The 15,167-nt window shown below is 70.7% G+C and carries 13 protein-coding genes and 1 pseudogene; 8 read left to right on the top strand and 6 right to left on the bottom strand.

Going from position 1 to position 15,167, the window contains the following annotated elements; translation table 11 throughout:
- Nucleotide 1: 1 nt before the first annotated feature.
- The 6 genes from JNO44_RS33955 (at nt 2) to JNO44_RS33930 (ending at nt 7,148) form a co-directional block, all read left to right on the top strand.
- Nucleotides 2–2,584: an FAD-dependent monooxygenase gene (locus tag JNO44_RS33955; RefSeq protein WP_205367755.1), complete on the top strand. Its 2,583-nt coding sequence runs from the start codon at nt 2–4 to the stop codon at nt 2,582–2,584.
- Nucleotides 2,585–2,631: 47 nt separating this feature from the next.
- Complete coding sequence (locus JNO44_RS33950) at nt 2,632–3,531, top strand: SDR family oxidoreductase (RefSeq protein WP_205367753.1); 900 nt, start codon at nt 2,632–2,634, stop codon at nt 3,529–3,531.
- Between the two features lie 353 nt (nt 3,532–3,884).
- Nucleotides 3,885–4,667 (top strand): hypothetical protein, encoded by a 783-nt coding sequence (locus tag JNO44_RS33945; RefSeq protein ID WP_205367752.1) that lies wholly within the window; start codon nt 3,885–3,887, stop codon nt 4,665–4,667.
- A gap of 113 nt (nt 4,668–4,780) precedes the next feature.
- A complete protein-coding gene (locus JNO44_RS33940) occupies nt 4,781–5,398 on the top strand; it encodes a class F sortase (protein ID WP_205367751.1) in 618 nt (205 codons plus the stop codon).
- An 81-nt stretch (nt 5,399–5,479) separates the two neighbouring features.
- On the top strand, nt 5,480–6,448 hold the full coding sequence (locus JNO44_RS33935) for an alpha/beta fold hydrolase (protein WP_240167779.1): 969 nt from the start codon (nt 5,480–5,482) through the stop codon (nt 6,446–6,448).
- 286 nt (nt 6,449–6,734) lie between these two features.
- Nucleotides 6,735–7,148, top strand: coding sequence for a nuclear transport factor 2 family protein (locus tag JNO44_RS33930; protein WP_205367750.1), 414 nt, complete (start codon nt 6,735–6,737; stop codon nt 7,146–7,148).
- Between the two features lie 130 nt (nt 7,149–7,278).
- Here JNO44_RS33930 and JNO44_RS33925 read toward each other — a convergent pair whose 3' ends face one another.
- Complete coding sequence (locus tag JNO44_RS33925; protein WP_205367749.1) at nt 7,279–8,160, bottom strand: alpha/beta fold hydrolase; 882 nt, start codon at nt 8,158–8,160, stop codon at nt 7,279–7,281.
- Between the two features lie 62 nt (nt 8,161–8,222).
- A complete protein-coding gene (locus JNO44_RS33920) occupies nt 8,223–9,302 on the bottom strand; it encodes an alpha/beta hydrolase (protein WP_205367748.1) in 1,080 nt (359 codons plus the stop codon).
- Between the two features lie 103 nt (nt 9,303–9,405).
- On the opposite strand from JNO44_RS33920, the gene JNO44_RS33915 reads away from it, so the two are divergent.
- A complete protein-coding gene (locus JNO44_RS33915; RefSeq protein ID WP_205367747.1) occupies nt 9,406–10,170 on the top strand; it encodes a TetR/AcrR family transcriptional regulator in 765 nt (254 codons plus the stop codon).
- A 117-nt stretch (nt 10,171–10,287) separates the two neighbouring features.
- Here the strand turns inward: JNO44_RS33915 and JNO44_RS33910 are convergent, their stop codons facing one another.
- The 3 genes and pseudogenes from JNO44_RS33910 to JNO44_RS33900 form a co-directional block, all read right to left on the bottom strand.
- Complete coding sequence (locus tag JNO44_RS33910) at nt 10,288–12,030, bottom strand: IclR family transcriptional regulator domain-containing protein (protein ID WP_205367745.1); 1,743 nt, start codon at nt 12,028–12,030, stop codon at nt 10,288–10,290.
- 5 nt (nt 12,031–12,035) lie between these two features.
- Nucleotides 12,036–12,635 (bottom strand): RNA polymerase sigma factor, encoded by a 600-nt coding sequence (locus tag JNO44_RS33905; RefSeq protein ID WP_205367744.1) that lies wholly within the window; start codon nt 12,633–12,635, stop codon nt 12,036–12,038.
- A gap of 500 nt (nt 12,636–13,135) precedes the next feature.
- Nucleotides 13,136–13,485: pseudogene (locus tag JNO44_RS33900) on the bottom strand (alkene reductase); the annotation flags it as partial.
- 7 nt (nt 13,486–13,492) lie between these two features.
- Between JNO44_RS33900 and JNO44_RS33895 the strand changes: the two are divergent.
- On the top strand, nt 13,493–13,792 hold the full coding sequence (locus JNO44_RS33895) for a MarR family winged helix-turn-helix transcriptional regulator (protein ID WP_205367743.1): 300 nt from the start codon (nt 13,493–13,495) through the stop codon (nt 13,790–13,792).
- A gap of 61 nt (nt 13,793–13,853) precedes the next feature.
- Here JNO44_RS33895 and JNO44_RS33890 read toward each other — a convergent pair whose 3' ends face one another.
- The gene (locus tag JNO44_RS33890; protein WP_205371013.1) at nt 13,854–15,023 is read right to left on the bottom strand and encodes an anhydro-N-acetylmuramic acid kinase; all 1,170 of its coding nucleotides are present in this window, start codon (nt 15,021–15,023) and stop codon (nt 13,854–13,856) included.
- Between the last annotated feature and the right edge of the window lie 144 nt (nt 15,024–15,167).

The raw sequence follows: 15,167 nt of genomic DNA, 5'->3' as shown, positions 1-15,167 counted from the left end.
CATGCCAAGCCAACAGCCCCTCAAGGCCCTCGTCATCGGGGCCGGCATCGGCGGCCTGACCTGCGCCACCGTTCTCCGAAAGGTCGGCATCGACGTGGCGGTCTACGAGCGCGCCACCGAGCTGCGGGCCGCCGGCTCCGGCCTCTCGGTGATGAGCAACGCCCTCACCGCACTCGGCACGCTGGGCATCGACCTCGGCCTGGACAAGCGCGGCCAGGTCGCGGAGTCCTTCCTGGTCCTGGACGAGCGCGGCCGGACCATCAGGGACCTGCCCTTCAAGGAGGTCTGCGACCAGGTCGGCGCCCCCAGCGTCTGCCTGAGCCGCTCGGACCTCCAGGAAGCGCTGCTCGACGCGACCGCGGACTGCCCCCTCCACCTCGGCGCCATCGCCACCGGCTTCCAGACCGACGACACCGGGGTCACCGTCCACTTCGCCGACGGACGTACGGCCCACGGCGACCTCCTCATCGGTGCCGATGGATTCCACTCGGCCATCCGCGCCCAACTCGTCGGACCCGAAACCTCCCAGGACAGCGGTTACGTCTGCTGGCTCGGCGTCGTCCCCTTCGACCACCCCCAGCTCACCCCGGGCTGCGTACGCCACTACTGGGGCAGCGGACAGCGCTTCGGCCTCATCGACATCGGCCACGGCCGCTTCTACTGGTGGGGCACCAAGAACATGCCCGCCGAGCGCTCCCACGCCTGGGACGGCACCAAGGACGACATCACCCGGGCGTACGCCGGCTGGGCCGACGAAGTGCGGGCCGTCATCGAAGCCACCCCGGCCGCCGACATCCTCGCCGTGCCCTCCCGCGACCGCGCCTTCCTCGAACGCTGGGGAGAGGGACCGGTCACCCTGCTCGGCGACGCCGCGCACCCCATGCTGACCACCCTCGGCCAGGGCTCGGCCATGGCCATCGAAGACGCCGTGGTCCTCGCGCACACCCTGGCCGAGCCAGGAGCCCGCGACGACCTGCCGCTCGCCCTGCGCACGTACGAAGAACGCCGCCGCGACCGCACCCGGTCCATGGTCGTGGCCTCCCGGTCGATGAGCGACCTCGAACAGGCCGACACCCCCGCGACCCGACAGGCCCGGGACGACTACTTCCGCCTGACGCCCCATCAAGAACTCGCCCGGCAGAACGCCCAGGCCCTCACCTTCCCCGGCATCCCCTCCCCCCAACCCCACGTCCGACGCGCCCTCAGCCCGCTGGAGCGCTGGTACTGGATCGCCGACCGGACCTCACCGCTCAACGGCATCATCCGCACCCGGCTTCACGGCCACCTGCAACTGCCGCTGCTGCGCCGCGCCCTGGACGTCCTCCAGGCCCGACACCCCCTGCTGCGCGTCGCGATCAGTGGTGACGACGGGGGAGCGCCCGCCGCGTTCCGACCGCTGGCCGGGCAGCCGATCCCGCTTCGCCACGTCCAGGTGCCGGCCGACGCCCCCGACGCCGACACACGTTGGGAACACGAGGTCAACGCGCACGAGCTCGCCGAAGGCGTCGACTGGCACACCGGTCCGCTGCTGCGCGCCGTACTGATCACGCGGGAGGGCGCCGAGCGCGCCGAGGACGTCCACGACCTGCTCGTGACGTCGTCGCACTGCATAGCCGACGGCATGACGGGGCTGTCCCTGCTCAGGGAGTGGATCGACATCGCCGCGCAGCTCACCGACGGACAGGAACCGGCGACCACGTCGCGTCGGGCACTGCCCGCCGCCGAGGACCTGCTGCCGCGCCACCTCCGGGGCCAGGCGGGGGACAGCCCCCTCACGGCTCTCATGCAGCGGGACGAAGAGCAGCGCCGCCGGCTCCGGCCACGGCGCATCGCCCCCAGCCAACCGGTCCCCTTCCAGCTGCGGCGCACCCGGATGGTGCACAGGTCCCTCACCACGGAGGAACTGCGGCTCCTGGTGAGCGCCTGCCAACGGCACGGTGCCACCGTGCACGGAGCCCTGGCCGCCGCCATGGTGACCGCCGTCGCCCAGGAGACGGACACGCAACAGCCGACCCACTTCTCCATCGGCACCCCGCTCGACTTCCGCTCCAACCTGCACCCCGCCGTCTCCTACGACGAGGCCGGCACCTACGCGGCCACCCTGCCCACCCACGTCCGGTACCAGCCCGGGGCACCCCTGTGGGACATGGCCCGCGCCATCAGCCAGGACCTGGTGGACCGCCGGCAGCGCGAGGAACACCTGGCCCTGGTCAACCTCCTGGACCGGGCGGGGCCCAAGACCTCGGCCGACGGTGAGGCGTTCATGCGCTACATGGACGAACAGGGCCCGCTCAACCTCACCCTCTCCAACCTCGGTCGCCACGACTTCCCCGACCGCATGGGCCCCTGGCGCATGTCCCACACCCAGCTGGTCGCCGGCATCTCCGTCACCGGAGCCGTCGTGGCGACCGCCATCACCACCCACGGCCAACTCGCCTGGAACTTCAGCTACGTCGACGACATCGTCCCCACCCCCCGCGCCCACCACCTCGCCGACGCATCCCTCCACGCCCTGCGCTCCGCCATCTCGTCCGACACCCCCGAAACCCCGGACACCCCCGACATCCCCCACACCGGCCACTGACCGGCAGATCAGCAACCGCACCACCCCCACCACGGAAGGAAGGTCACGTGTTCCACCAGAAGGCCAAGCCCCTGAGCCCCGCCGGACGCACCGTCGTCATCACCGGGGCCTCCACCGGACTCGGCAAACACTGCGCGCTCCAACTCGAACGGCGCGGCTTCCACGTCTTCGCCGGCGTCCGCAAGGCCGAAGACGGTGAGAAGCTGCGCGCCGAGGTGTCCTCCGCGCGACTGCGGCCGCTCCTCCTCGACGTGACCGACGAGGAGAGCATCCGCACCGCTGCCGCCGAAGTCGCCGAGTCCGTGGACGAACACGGCGTGTGGGGCCTGGTCAACAACGCCGGCACCTGCGTCTCCGCCCCGCTGGAGTGCGTGCAGCCCGCATGGCTGCGGCAACAGCTGGACACCAATGTCGTCGGCGCCGTCGCCGTCACCCAGGCGTTCCTCCCACAACTGCGACGGAGTCGCGGTCGCATCGTCAACATCTCCTCGGGGCTGGGCAGCGTTGCGATTCCCTACCTCGGCGCATACGCGACCGGACAGTTCGCAAAGGAAGGAATGAGTGACGCGCTCCGGCGCGAACTGCGGCCCTTCGGAATCTCGGTCTCCGTCGTGAAGCCGGGCGCGATCGCGACCCCGATATGGCACAAGGTGCGGGAGACCGGCGAGAAGATCTTGGACAAGACTCCCCAGGACATCGCCGACCTCTACCGACTGCCCTTCGAAGAGTTCCTGCGGATGAACGAACAGCGAGCGGAATCCAGCCGCACCCAGCCGGAGGACTTCGCTCGCACCGTCTTCCGCGCCCTGACCTCCGCCCAGCCCCGGACCCGCTACTGCGTCGGCAATGACGCCCGGACCGCCGCGCTGCTCTCACGGCTGCTGCCCGACGCCGCCCTGGACCGCGGATTCCACCAGCTCACCAAGGAAACCAGCAGGAATCCGTGACGCGCATGAGCGCCGCATAGCGCGTCCGCCCGGCCACCGGGACCGCACATAAAGCCCACGCGGTCCCGGTGGTCCCGGTGGTCCCGGTGGTCAGCGAGTCCCGATGGACGCCCGCACCTGATTGAATTCCCAACCTTCTTTCGGTGTTTCTCCGCCTTTCGGACTACCGAATTCACAAGAGCTTCGGGACTAAAGTCCCGGGAGTTGTCGCAGTTGTGTCACCGCGCCCCTGCCTTCGGCTTGCTGTTACAAATCCGACGGATTGCCGTGATGTGGGATGAATAACTTTCCTGACATCGCCGCCGAACGGGGCGGATGACGACAATCGACTCGGACCTGCAAAGGAACTCCCGATGACTTCCTCTCACCGCACGGCCACGCGCCGCCGCAATCTCGTCCGTACCTCCGCGATAGCCGCCGTCGCCGGCTCGGCCCTGCTGCTCCCGGCCGCCGCCGCGTTCGCCGACAGCCCGGCCCCCGCGAACCCCGCGTCCCCGAATGCCGAGCAGGACAAGAAGCAGGACGGCAATCAGAACCAGGAAAACGGCACCCCGGACAAGGACGCTCAGGACAAGAGCAGCCAGGACGGGAGCAGCCAGGGGAAGAACAAGGGCAGCCAGGACAAGGACAAGGGCAAGGACAAGAAGGGCGAGCGGAGTTTCGTCCGCGCCCAGAACCTGGCCGGCGGCTTCACGGCCAAGATCTACAAGCTCGGCCAGAACCACTACCAGGCCGACATGTACGCAAAGGCGCCCGACACCGGCAAGCTCGTCAAGTACGACACGTTGGAGACCACGGGTGGTAAGCCCGCCTACGGTCAGCACAACGGCGCCCACTTCGTCCTGCAGCCCGACGGCGCCATGACCTCCTGGGTCGAGGGCGGCAACAAGAAGCCGGACCACAAGGACGGCAAGGGCAAGGACGGCAAGGGCAAGAAGCAGGACCAGGGCAAGGCCACGCCGAAGAACCAGGGCAAGGTCATCCCCAAGGGCGGCGTCAAGGCCGGTGCCGAAGGCGTCCAGTCCGGCGACCACAGCATGCTGCTCGCCGGTGGCGGCGCCGCCACGGCCGCCGCGGGCCTCGGCTTCGCCGCACTGCACCGCCGCAAGGCGGGCCGGTCCGGCAACAGCGCCTGAACCACCGGCACATCACAGGAGAGTTGAGGTGGCCCGCTCGTCCCTCACCGGAGCGGGCCACCCCACTTCCGCCCACCGCCGTACTGCCGTCCTGCCATGCACCTGGAGTCGCCGTGACCACCACCCCCACCCTCCGTCTCCGTCGCATCGCGACCGGTGCCGCGCTCGCTCTCGCCGTCGCCGGCGGACTGACGGCCTGCGGCAGCGGGGACACCCCCGGCCCCGATGTCAACGTCAAGAACGCCGCGACCACCCCGGCCAAGGAGACCGCCCCGCCCATGGCGCCCTCCAAGCCCAAGCGCCTGCAGATCCCTTCCGCGGGCGTGAACGCCGGACCGTTCGTCCCCCTGGAGGTGGGCGGCGACGGCGAGTTGGGCGTGCCCCCGGTGGACAAGGCCGAGCAGCCCGGTTGGTGGACCAAGGGCCCCACCCCGGGAGAGAAGGGCGCCGCCATCGTCGTCGCCCACTACGACACCAAGAACGGCCCGGCCCTGATGCGCAACGTCAAGAACATCAAGGTCGGCGACGAGATCAAGGTGCTGCGCGAGGACGGCTCCACCGCCACCTTCAAGGTCCGCGAACGCCAGCAGGTCAAGAAGGACGCCTTCCCCACCCAGAAGGTCTACGGCGACACCGACCGCCCGGAGTTGCGCCTGCTCACCTGTGGCGGCGAGATCGTCGACGGCCACCGCTCGGCCAACATCATCTTCTACGCCGACCTCGTGAAGTGATCCGCGGCGCCGATCCGGCCCCGCGGCGCGGGTTGCCGCCCGTGCACCACTACCTGTATCGCACAGGAGTATGTTCGCCCCATGGTTGAGCATCGCATGATCGACGTGAACGGTATCCGGCTGCACATCGCGGAGGAGGGCGAGGGGCCGCTCGTCGTGCTGCTGCACGGCTTCCCCGAGTCCTGGCACTCCTGGCGCCACCAGTTCGCCCCGCTGGCCGCCGCCGGCTTCCGTGTGGTCGCCCCCGACCAGCGCGGATACGGCGGCAGCGACCACCCGCAGGACGTGGACGCCTACAGCATCCTCCACCTCGTCGGGGACGTGGTCGGGCTGATCCACGCCCTCGGCGAGAAGGAGGCATTCGTCGTCGGGCACGACTGGGGCGCACCGGTGGCCTGGCACACCGCCTTGCTGCGGCCCGACATGGTGCGCGGTGTGGCGGGGCTGAGCGTGCCGCCGCCGTTCCGCGGGGAGCGCCCGCCGCTCGTGGCCATGCAGGAGCGGTTCGGCGGCCGGTTCTACTGGAACTACTTCAACCGACCCGGGGTCGCCGACGCCGAGTTCGCCAAGGACACCCGCACCGCCCTGCGCAAGCTGTTCTACTCCGCCTCCGGCGACGCCCCGGGCGCCGGCCGCGCCGACCAGGCACTGGTGGCCGACCCGACGCGGGGCTGGCTCGCGGACATGATCGACCCCGAGGTGCTGCCGAACTGGCTCACCGAGCAGGACCTGGACGAGCTCACCGAGAACTACGCCAAGGGCTTCACCGGGGCCCTGAACTGGTACCGCAACCTGGACCGCAACTGGGAGTTGACCGCTGCCTGGCAGGGCGCGGTCGTCAGCCCGCCCGCGCTGTACATGTACGGCGACCGCGACCTGGTCCCGGCGTTCCCCGGCACTCTCGAACTCATCGCGAAGCTACCGGAGTTGATGCCCAACCTGCGCCGGGAGCCGATCGCGCTGCCGGGCTGCGGCCACTGGACCCAGCAGGAGCGGCCCGAGGAAGTGAACGCCGCACTGATCGAGTTCCTGACGGAACTGCGGGGCTGAGCCCGGGCGCCTCGGGCGGCCCCCGGGGCGATCGACTGTCGTGCCGGGCCTCCTCCTCGCACCGGGAGGAGGAGGCCCGGCTTTCCGTTTGCCCTCGCCGCCGCGGGCGTTGCCCCACCTCAGGCGTTGCCCCACCCCGGACGTTCATGTGCTCCAGGCGCTGATTGATCGCCAGCCGTGAAGAATGCGTTCGTGGAGTGCGCCTTGGTCCGGGGGGTGTCTGCCGCTTGACTTCAGGTGGGGCGGAAAAGCCGCCCGGACGCAACGACGAGACAGGGGACCTCTCATGACGAACACCGAAGCCCGGGACGTGGTGCGGCGCTACTTCGACGCGCTGGCGGCCGGCGATCAGGATGTGATCTGGGAGTCCTGGGCCGAGGACGGCAGCTGCTGGTACGGCGGCGACCTGCCGATCTCGGGCACCTGGCAGGGCCGGGAGCGCGTGATCGACGGCTTCCTGGCGACCGCCTTCGCTCACCTGGACCCGGACCGGGAGGTCGGCGTGCGGATCACCAACGTCTTCGGGGAGGGCGAGCAGGTGCTCGTCGAGTGGGACTCCTGGGCGACCGGCAGGACCGGCCGGCCCTACCAGCAGAAGAACATCGGCGTCTTCACCGTCCGGGGCGGCAAGATCGTCGAGATGCGGGAGTACGCGGACACCCAGCACTGGGAGCGCGCCCTGGTCGCCGACCCCTCCTGAACTGCCGGAGCTGCGGTCTGCCCGGCAGCAACGGCGGGTCGGGGAGTGGCGGTAGGGCACCGGGCATCCGCGGTAGGGGCGCGGTCGTCCTCGGCGGTGGCCGCGGACGACGGTCCCGACCCCTGGAGGCTCAACTGGTATGGGCCTCCAGGGCGTCGATGATCTCCGGCCAGAGTTCGCGCGGGCGGTCGTGACCCATGTCGGGGATCAGCAGGAGCTTGGCGCCGGGCACCAGGTCCGCGGTGCGTTGCCCACCGCTGGGGTCGATCAGTGTGTCGTCCAGTCCGTGGACGACCAGCGTCGGCACCCGGAGCTCCTGGAGGGCGTCCGCCCGTGACCCGCTGAGGATCATCGCCGCGAGCTGACGCCCGACCCCGGCGGGGTAGTAGGCGCGGTCATAGCTCCGGGCCGCCAGCTCTCGAAGGACCGCGGTGTTGCCGTAGCGCTTGGAGGCCCACAGCAGTTCCCGGTCCGCCGCCGCGATGTACCCCTCGCGGTCCGCCGGCTTCGGGCTGAAGAGCACCGCCTGGGCTTCCGGACTGGACTGGCCGTAGGCGCTTTCTCCGGTCGAGGACATCATCGACGTCAGGGTCAGTACCCGCTCCGGATGACTGATGGCCATCGTCTGGGCGATCATCCCGCCCATCGAGGACCCGACCACATGGGCGCGTTCGATACCGAGCGCGGTGAGCAGGCCCAGGCCGTCGTCGGCCATGTCCTGGAGCGTGTAGGGAACCATCGCCAGGGCGGAACGCAGGTCTCCCGAGCTCACGGCCGCGATGAACCGACCCATGTCGACGGGGTGATCGTCGAACGTGGTGGACAGCCCGCAGTCGCGGTTGTCGTACCGGATCACATAGCGGCCACGCTCTGCCAGCGCACGGCAGAGGTCCTCGTGCCAGGCGATCATCTGGGCGCCGAAACCCATCACGAGCAGAACGGGGGCATCACAGGGATCGCCGAAGGTCTCACAGGCGAGGGACACTCCGGGCGACACATCAACGATCGGCATACGGGGAGCCTGCCAGGACCGGCTACCGTCGCGCATCCGTATTCCCGGTGTCGCCCGCGGAGTCAGCGACGGGCCGGCTCGTGGACGATCGCCGGGCGGACCTTGGTGAGCATCAGGGCCAGGAACCGGTCGGGGTGGCGGAACCCGGCGAAGTGGCTGGCGTCGTCGATGAGTGCGAAGTCCTTCACGGGCGCGACCACGTCGTCGAAGAACCGCCGCGCCGGCCGCGGCGGGGTGAGGACGTCGCTCGCGCCCTGGAAGACGAAGAAGGGGAGGGGGAAGGAGGTGCCCTCACGCCATTCGTCGATGGTGACGGCCTCCGGTGCGAGGCGCTCGGAGAAGGTCATCCCCTTCAGGTAGGCGCGCAGTCCACCGAGGGTGTGCTGCGGTGAGAACCACAGGGAGCGGATCACCACGGTCTTCATGGTGTCGTAGGACAGCGGATCGGAGGTGATGACGAGCTTGTTGTAGGCCGACCACTGCTCCACGGTCCAGGCGGACTTGTCGGGGCCCATCGCGGTGACGGCGGCCAGTTCCTTGCGCTTGCCCGCCTTCTCCAGGCGTTCCAGCAGCGCGTGGTAGGCGGAGGTCTCGCGTCCGCCGGCGTTGATGTTCTGGTCGGTGCCGACGTAGGCGGAGTACAGCTCGGGGTGGCTGCGGGCCAGGCGGAGTCCGAGCACGGTGCCGAAGGAGTTGGCGACCAGCAGCACCTTGTCGACGCCGAGCCGGGTGCGGACGTGGTGGGTGAGCTCAAGGGCGTCACGGTGGAGTCGGGCGAGGGTGAACTCGCCCTGACCGTCGGGCCCGTTGTGGGCGAAGGTCCGGTCCGCCCCGCGCATGTCCCATCGGACGATGGTGAAGTGCCGCTCCCAGGCGCGGGTGCGGGGGACGTAGATGTGGTTGGAGGCGCCGGGGCCGCCGTGCAGCTCCAGGATCACGGGGTTGCGGCGGTCGTCGCCACGGACCGAGACCCACTGGTCGATTCCGCCGATCCGGACGAATCCCGACTCGTCGATACCGTGCGGGGCGGTGATGCGCAGCAGGTTGGCATACGAGGTGCGCTTGAGCTGTCGATAGCCCAGCAGGCCGGCGGCGGGGCCCGCGAGGGCGGCGGCGGAGGCGGTGACGATGGTGCCGAGCATGTGTTATCCCCCTAAACTGTTTATGGCGTAAGCGCCGATGTTTAAGGTATACACAGTTGTGGGGGTGGGCGTCAACCGCTCCGTCGGAACAGGGAGGACCGTCATGACCAAGGCCGCCAGGCCCAGATCCGCCGGCGACGACAAGAGGCAGCGCGACCTGCAGGCCGGCGTCGCGCTGCTGTGGGGTGAACAGGACCGGCCCGCCCGCGGTCCCAAGCCCAGCCTCACTCCGCAGCGGATCGCCGGGTCCGCCGTCGCCCTCGCCGACGCGGAGGGACTGGAAGCGGTCTCGATGAGCAAGGTCGCCGCCGCCTTCGACGTCTCGGCGATGGCCCTGTACCGCTACATCCCCGGCAAGACCGAACTCGTCGAGCTCATGGTCGAGTCCGTCCTCGCCGACGTCCCCGACCTCACGACCGCGGGCCCCGACTGGCGCCCCCGGCTCATCGCATGGGCACAGCGCTCATGGCAGGTGTACCAGGCCCACCCCTGGCTCATCGCCGCCACCGCGATGCGCCGCCAGGTCATGGGGCCCAACCAACTCGGCTGGCTGGACGCCGCCCTCGCGGCCATGGAACCCACCGGATTGACCGCCCCCCAGCGCCACCAGGTCTTCCTCCTCCTCGCCGGGCACGTGCGCAGCCTCGCCCAGCAGCTCGTCGACTTCGACGAGGACCACAGCCGCGAGTGGACCCGCCTGACCAACGAACTCCTCACCCGCCAGGCGGACCGCTTCCCGGCGCTGACCCGGGCCGTCGCCGACGGCGCCTTCGCGCCCGACGACATCGACCCGCTCGCATTCGGTCTCGAACGCATCCTGGACGGCGTCCAGACGCTCATCGACCGGACCGGGCCCGCCTCGACCTGAGGGGGCGTCCGGCCCGCGGGCGCTGTGACGGGAAAGGCGGCCGCTGCCGGAGCGCGGGCCGACGATCCGCAGCGCACTCCGCTCCCCGCGGACACGATCCGGGAGCGGAGGCGCTGGTCACCGGTGGCTGACGTGGAGCCGTGGCAGGGCGTGGCCGGTGCCGGCGGCCACTGCGGGTGGCGTGCCTCCTGTGGTGGTCGAGGGGGGTGGCCGTCGGATGGTGGTGGTGTCGTCGGTCAGCATCAAGGCCATGAGCAGGCCCGCGGAGCGTTCGCTGAGCGCCTGGGCCGCGGGTAGCAGCCGGTGGCGCTGTTCGGCGGGCAGGGACAGCGCCACACAGGTGGCGCGTCCGGGGATGCCGAGGGGGAAGGCGGCGCAGACCTCGCGGTCGGAGTACTCCAACAAGTCGAACTGGGCGGCGTGCGGGCCGTGGCCGTCCAACGCTTCGAAGAGTGCACGGGGGTTGGTGATGGTGCGGCTGGTGAGCTTGATCGGCCGGTGGCGGGCGAGGTGGTTCATGCGGTCGTCGAAGTCGAGTTGGGCGAGCAGGCTCTTGCCGACGGCGCTGGCGTGGGCGGTGTCGCGGAAGGCGACCCACTCCGTCACCGGGGGAGCCTGCGGCCCGTGCGCGGTGTGGAGGACGTTGACGTCTCCGTCGGCGTAGTCGCTGACGTAGACGGCGGCGCCGAGCCGGTCCCGCAGGCCCGTGAGAGTCTGCTGAAGCAGTTGCCCGCGGCGCTCGGGGTGTCGGGTCATCTCCATCAGGGGGCCGGGCACATGGACTCCGGCGACCGTGCTGATCAGTTGTTGGCCGCGCAGCCAGTGCAGCAACCAGGCCACAGGGCCCAGCGCAAGTCCACTTCGGCGCGCGAGGTCTCGGGTGGTGATGCCGTCCGCCGCATCGACGAGGTAGAGGATGTCCAGGGCCCGGGCGGCGGCCTTCCACTGCTGCGGGGTGTCCGCGTAGGCCACCGTCCTGCGGGCCATTTCGGTGAGGACGGCAGGCCGCAGCGCGTTGGCGGACCACCATGGATCGCGCCCACCGGCCTCGTCGGCTCCGGTGTTGGGGACGGGGCCCGGTTGGCGGGGCGGCAGCGGTAGCAGCAGTCCCTCGCCCCGGGGCGCGGCGTCGGCGGGGCCGGCACAGTCGCGGCGCGCATGCTGCGGCGGTGGGGACGAAGGGGGTTCGGCTTCCAGCCGTGGCGGGGGCTGGTGCCTGCGTCCGGAGCGGGGCAGGTTGCCCAGTCGGGGTGCCGGCACCGGAACGAGCCGGCCGGCGGCCATCGCCGCGTTCCCACCGGGTCCCGCCTCCAACGGCGGCGCGCAGTCGCCGGCCCGTGCGATGTCGTGCGGGGCGTCCGGCGCCGAGGATTTCCCCATGCCGTCGCGGACTTCGTCGATGAACTGCGGGTCCTCGATGCGCGGGGCTTCCGCGGCGCCGTCCGCGCGGCCCGTCATGCTCTTCAGCAGTGCGCGGGCATCGCCGTGTCCGTGCCGTGCGGCTTCGGCCACCAGGAACCGTACGCCTGCCCCCCCTCCTTTCCCCGTACGACCGGCCAGGGCGGCCAGGCGGAACAGGGCTCCCGGATGTCCGGCTTCGGCGGCCACTCCCAGCCATTGGGCCGCCGAGGCCAGCTCATGACGTGCCAGCGCCTTGGAGCCCAGCCGATAAAGGGAGTTGGCGTAGGCCCGGTCCTCGGTCGTCATCGGGTAGTGGGAAGTCAGGGGACCGAAGTCTCCGCACGGTCGATCCCAGAAGTCGGGCGGACCGGCGAGTTGGGCCAGCAGCGTTGCGAGCCCGGCCGGGACCACCGGCTCCGGGCGACCTGCCCCGCCGCCGTGGCCGTCGTACCTGCTCACATCCCTCACCTGTCCCTCACCCCGTGCTGCTTCTGCTTGCGGTGCCCAGCCCGAATATGCCCGGCGAGCTTGCCCCTTAGCTGCGAAACGGCCTTATTCCGCATTCTGTGGAGCTGATGCGCGGAAATGCCGAGCGCGCGTGCGATTTGCGCGTCGGAGAGCCCCCGGCTCTGCAGGTCCACCACCTTCTGCTGCATGCTTTCGGGCATGTCTTCGATTGCCGGCTTCACCAGGTCCTGGAGCACCCGGTCCGCACCCACCACCGGCTGCTCCGGCACCGAGTCCAAACCGTCGTTGGCCAGCAACACCAGCTTCTTCCGCAGCAGTTCCGTACGGAAGCGGTCGAACGCCAAGTTGCGGGCCGCCCGTTGCAGATACGCCTGCACGTTCGTCTTGGGTGCCAGACCCCCACGCGTGGCCTTCGACCCCACCCGCAAGAACGCTTCCTGCGCGATGTCCTGACACGCGGCCAAGGACAGCCACTCGAACTCCCGCCGCAGCGCATACGGCTGTCTGTCCATGAAGTCCGGGTAGTACTCCAGCAGCCGCTGGGCCACCTCCCCCTCCACGATCACCGCCTCTTTGGGCGGGCCGTCGCCTACCACGGACCCCGCTCCTCGCCCGCCGTGCCACCACCTGGGACGCTGTCGGTGGTGATCACGACATGCAGAGCCACCGCAGTCGGCGGCACCGTGACATCCACCCGCACCCTCGAGGGACCGGCGACGCACCGGTGTTCCTCATGCCCCCGTCGACCCGCGGCACCGTGGGATCGACGGGGCCCTCCTCCGTCGGGGACGCGCTCCCGGCGCAGGCGCAGTAGGACGCCCAGTGCGTGTACCGCGCTCACGGCGGCCGGGAGGTATCCGGTCCATTCCAGGGGCGGTGTCATGTAGTGGTTCTCCCTCGATCGGGCAGGGACGCGGTGTACGCCCTCGCCCCTTCCGACGAAGCGCGAGGTCCACTTCTCCCCCGACCGCACCGCCAATCAGCCGAACGGGTGACGGGTCCCGCCGGGCCGCGACCGGAATGCCTGAACGAGCAGGGGCCGGCGGGCGGAAGCCACGCCGGCCCGGTCGCCGTGCCGGTGTCGCCGAGCTGTCGCTCAGGCGGTGAGGGCGGGGTAGTCGGTGTAGCCGCGGTGGTCGCCGCCGTAGAACGTGGTCGTGTCGGGGGTGTTGAACGGGCCGCCGGCGGCGAGGCGGCGCGGCAGGTCGGGGTTGGCCAGGAACAGCGCCCCGTAGGCCACGTGTCCGCGGTCTCGTCCTCGATCAGCTTGAGGGCGTCGGGGCCGGTGGGGGCGGGGTGGGTGAAGGGGTTGAGGACGAACGTGCCGTCCCATGCCGTGCGCAGCCGCGCGGTCAGGTCGCCGTCCGGACCCTCCAGCAGGTGCAGATATGCCAGGCCCAGGTCGGAGAGCCGGGCCAGCAGGGCGGGGTAGGTCGCGCCGGGGTCGTCCTCGGTGCGACTGCTGGACTCCGACGCCGCCACCATGACCCGCACCGTCCAACGCCTGGAACAGGCCGGCTTCGTCCGCCGCCGCCCCTCACCCACCGACAAGCGCGCCACGCTCGTCGAACCGACGGCCGCCAGTCATGCCCTGCGCCGCGAGGTCGAGCAGGTGTGGACCCACCTCGAAGACCTCTCGACGGCCGGCTTCTCCGCCGAGGAGCGGACCGCCGCCCTGCACACCCTGGAACGGCTGGAGCGCAACCTCGCACAGGCCGCCGCCGATTCCGCTCACGCGGACACGGAGCGATAGCGCGCCGGCACCCCGCCCGGGACGGGGTGTGGCCGGACGCACCGTTGGCGGGCGGGTCTGGTCACACCGTGATGCGCAGTATGCGTGGGGGACGGGGCGCCGGTTCGGGTAGCCGAAGCGGCCGGCGGCCCGGTGTGATGCTCCCCAGGAGGGTGGCGTGACGGGCGCCCGTACTGGAGGGAAGGGTGCCGGGCAGCCCGTGGAAGGTGAGGAATCCCAGGACGGTGAACGCCAGGGCTTCCTTGGCCTCGGAGGGGAGGCCGAGGTCGTCGCTCGGACGCAGCGGTACGCCGGGGAGTTCCTCGGAGATCATCCGCATGAGCGTGGGATTGCGGGTGCCTCCGCCGGAGGCGATGAGCTCGGTGACCTGGTGGGCACGGCAGGCGTCGGCGACGATCACTGCGGTCAGACGGGTCAGGGTGGCCAATACGTTGTCCGTGTCGAGCCCCGGCACCTCTCCCAACGCCTGTTGCAGGTAGGGCAGATGGAAGTGTTCCTTGCCGGTGCTCTTGGGGGCGGGCCTGCGGTAGTACGGGTCGGACAGGAGAAGGCGGAGCAGGTCGGGATCGGCCCGGCCGGCGGCGGCCCGGCGCCCGTCCTCGTCGCAGTGCAGCGCGCCGCCGGTGAAGTGACCGATGGCAGCGTCCAGGAGGGCATTGGCGGGGCCGGCGTCGAAGGCCAGCGGTTCGGTGCCGGGGGCGACCACGGTGATGTTGGCGATGCCCCCGAGGTTGAGCGCCGCCGGCGTGCCGGGAAGCGCGCGCAGCAGCAGGGCGTCGGTCATGCTGACCAACGGGGCACCCTGTCCGCCGGCCGCGACGTCCTTGCTGCGCAGGTCGGAGACGACGGGGAGCCCGGTGTGCTGGGCGATCCAGGCGGGCTGGCCGAGTTGGAGGGTGCCGCGGACGGCGCCGCTGTCGACCCAGTGGTAGAGCGTCTGGCCGTGGGAGACCACGAGGTCGGCGACATCGGCGCACAGCTCGTGGAGGGCGCGTTCGGCGACGGTGGCGAAGGCGCGTCCGATGCCGGTGTCCAGGGCGCAGACGGTCTGCGCGGTCGTGGCAGCCGGGGGCAGCGTGGCGGCGATGAGGCTGCGCAGATCGTCCGGGTAGGGCACGGAGAGGTGTCCGAGCGGGCGCAGGCGCAGGGTGTCGTCGTCGAGGGTGAGGTCTGCGGCGGCGGCCTCGATGGCGTCATAGGAGGTGCCGGACATCAGACCGATCACGCGCAGGGCGCCGTCCGGTACATCCGCCGCGCGGCCGGGGCGGGACGGAGACATGGTTCCCTCCTGAGGCTGCCGACGCCGACGGGGGCGGACGGCTCCCGCGATGTGGTGGGAATCGAGTGTGACAGGGTTTCCCGGTTTCCCTCACCA

The sequence above is a fragment of the Streptomyces noursei genome (genome assembly GCF_016917755.1).
Classification (GTDB): domain Bacteria; phylum Actinomycetota; class Actinomycetes; order Streptomycetales; family Streptomycetaceae; genus Streptomyces; species Streptomyces yunnanensis.
This window is presented reverse-complemented; position numbering and strand designations above follow the sequence as displayed.

Excerpts from the sequence above, each read along its gene's own strand:
- JNO44_RS33945 (WP_205367752.1), top strand. The coding sequence starts at position 3,885 with ATGACTTCCTCTCACCGCACGGCCACGCGCCGCCGCAATCTCGTCCGT.
- JNO44_RS33935 (WP_240167779.1), top strand. The coding sequence starts at position 5,480 with ATGGTTGAGCATCGCATGATCGACGTGAACGGTATCCGGCTGCACATC.
- JNO44_RS33930 (WP_205367750.1), top strand. The coding sequence starts at position 6,735 with ATGACGAACACCGAAGCCCGGGACGTGGTGCGGCGCTACTTCGACGCG.
- JNO44_RS33915 (WP_205367747.1), top strand. The coding sequence starts at position 9,406 with ATGACCAAGGCCGCCAGGCCCAGATCCGCCGGCGACGACAAGAGGCAG.
- JNO44_RS33955 (WP_205367755.1), top strand. The coding sequence starts at position 2 with ATGCCAAGCCAACAGCCCCTCAAGGCCCTCGTCATCGGGGCCGGCATC.
- JNO44_RS33925 (WP_205367749.1), bottom strand. The coding sequence starts at position 8,160 with ATGCCGATCGTTGATGTGTCGCCCGGAGTGTCCCTCGCCTGTGAGACC.
- JNO44_RS33920 (WP_205367748.1), bottom strand. The coding sequence starts at position 9,302 with ATGCTCGGCACCATCGTCACCGCCTCCGCCGCCGCCCTCGCGGGCCCC.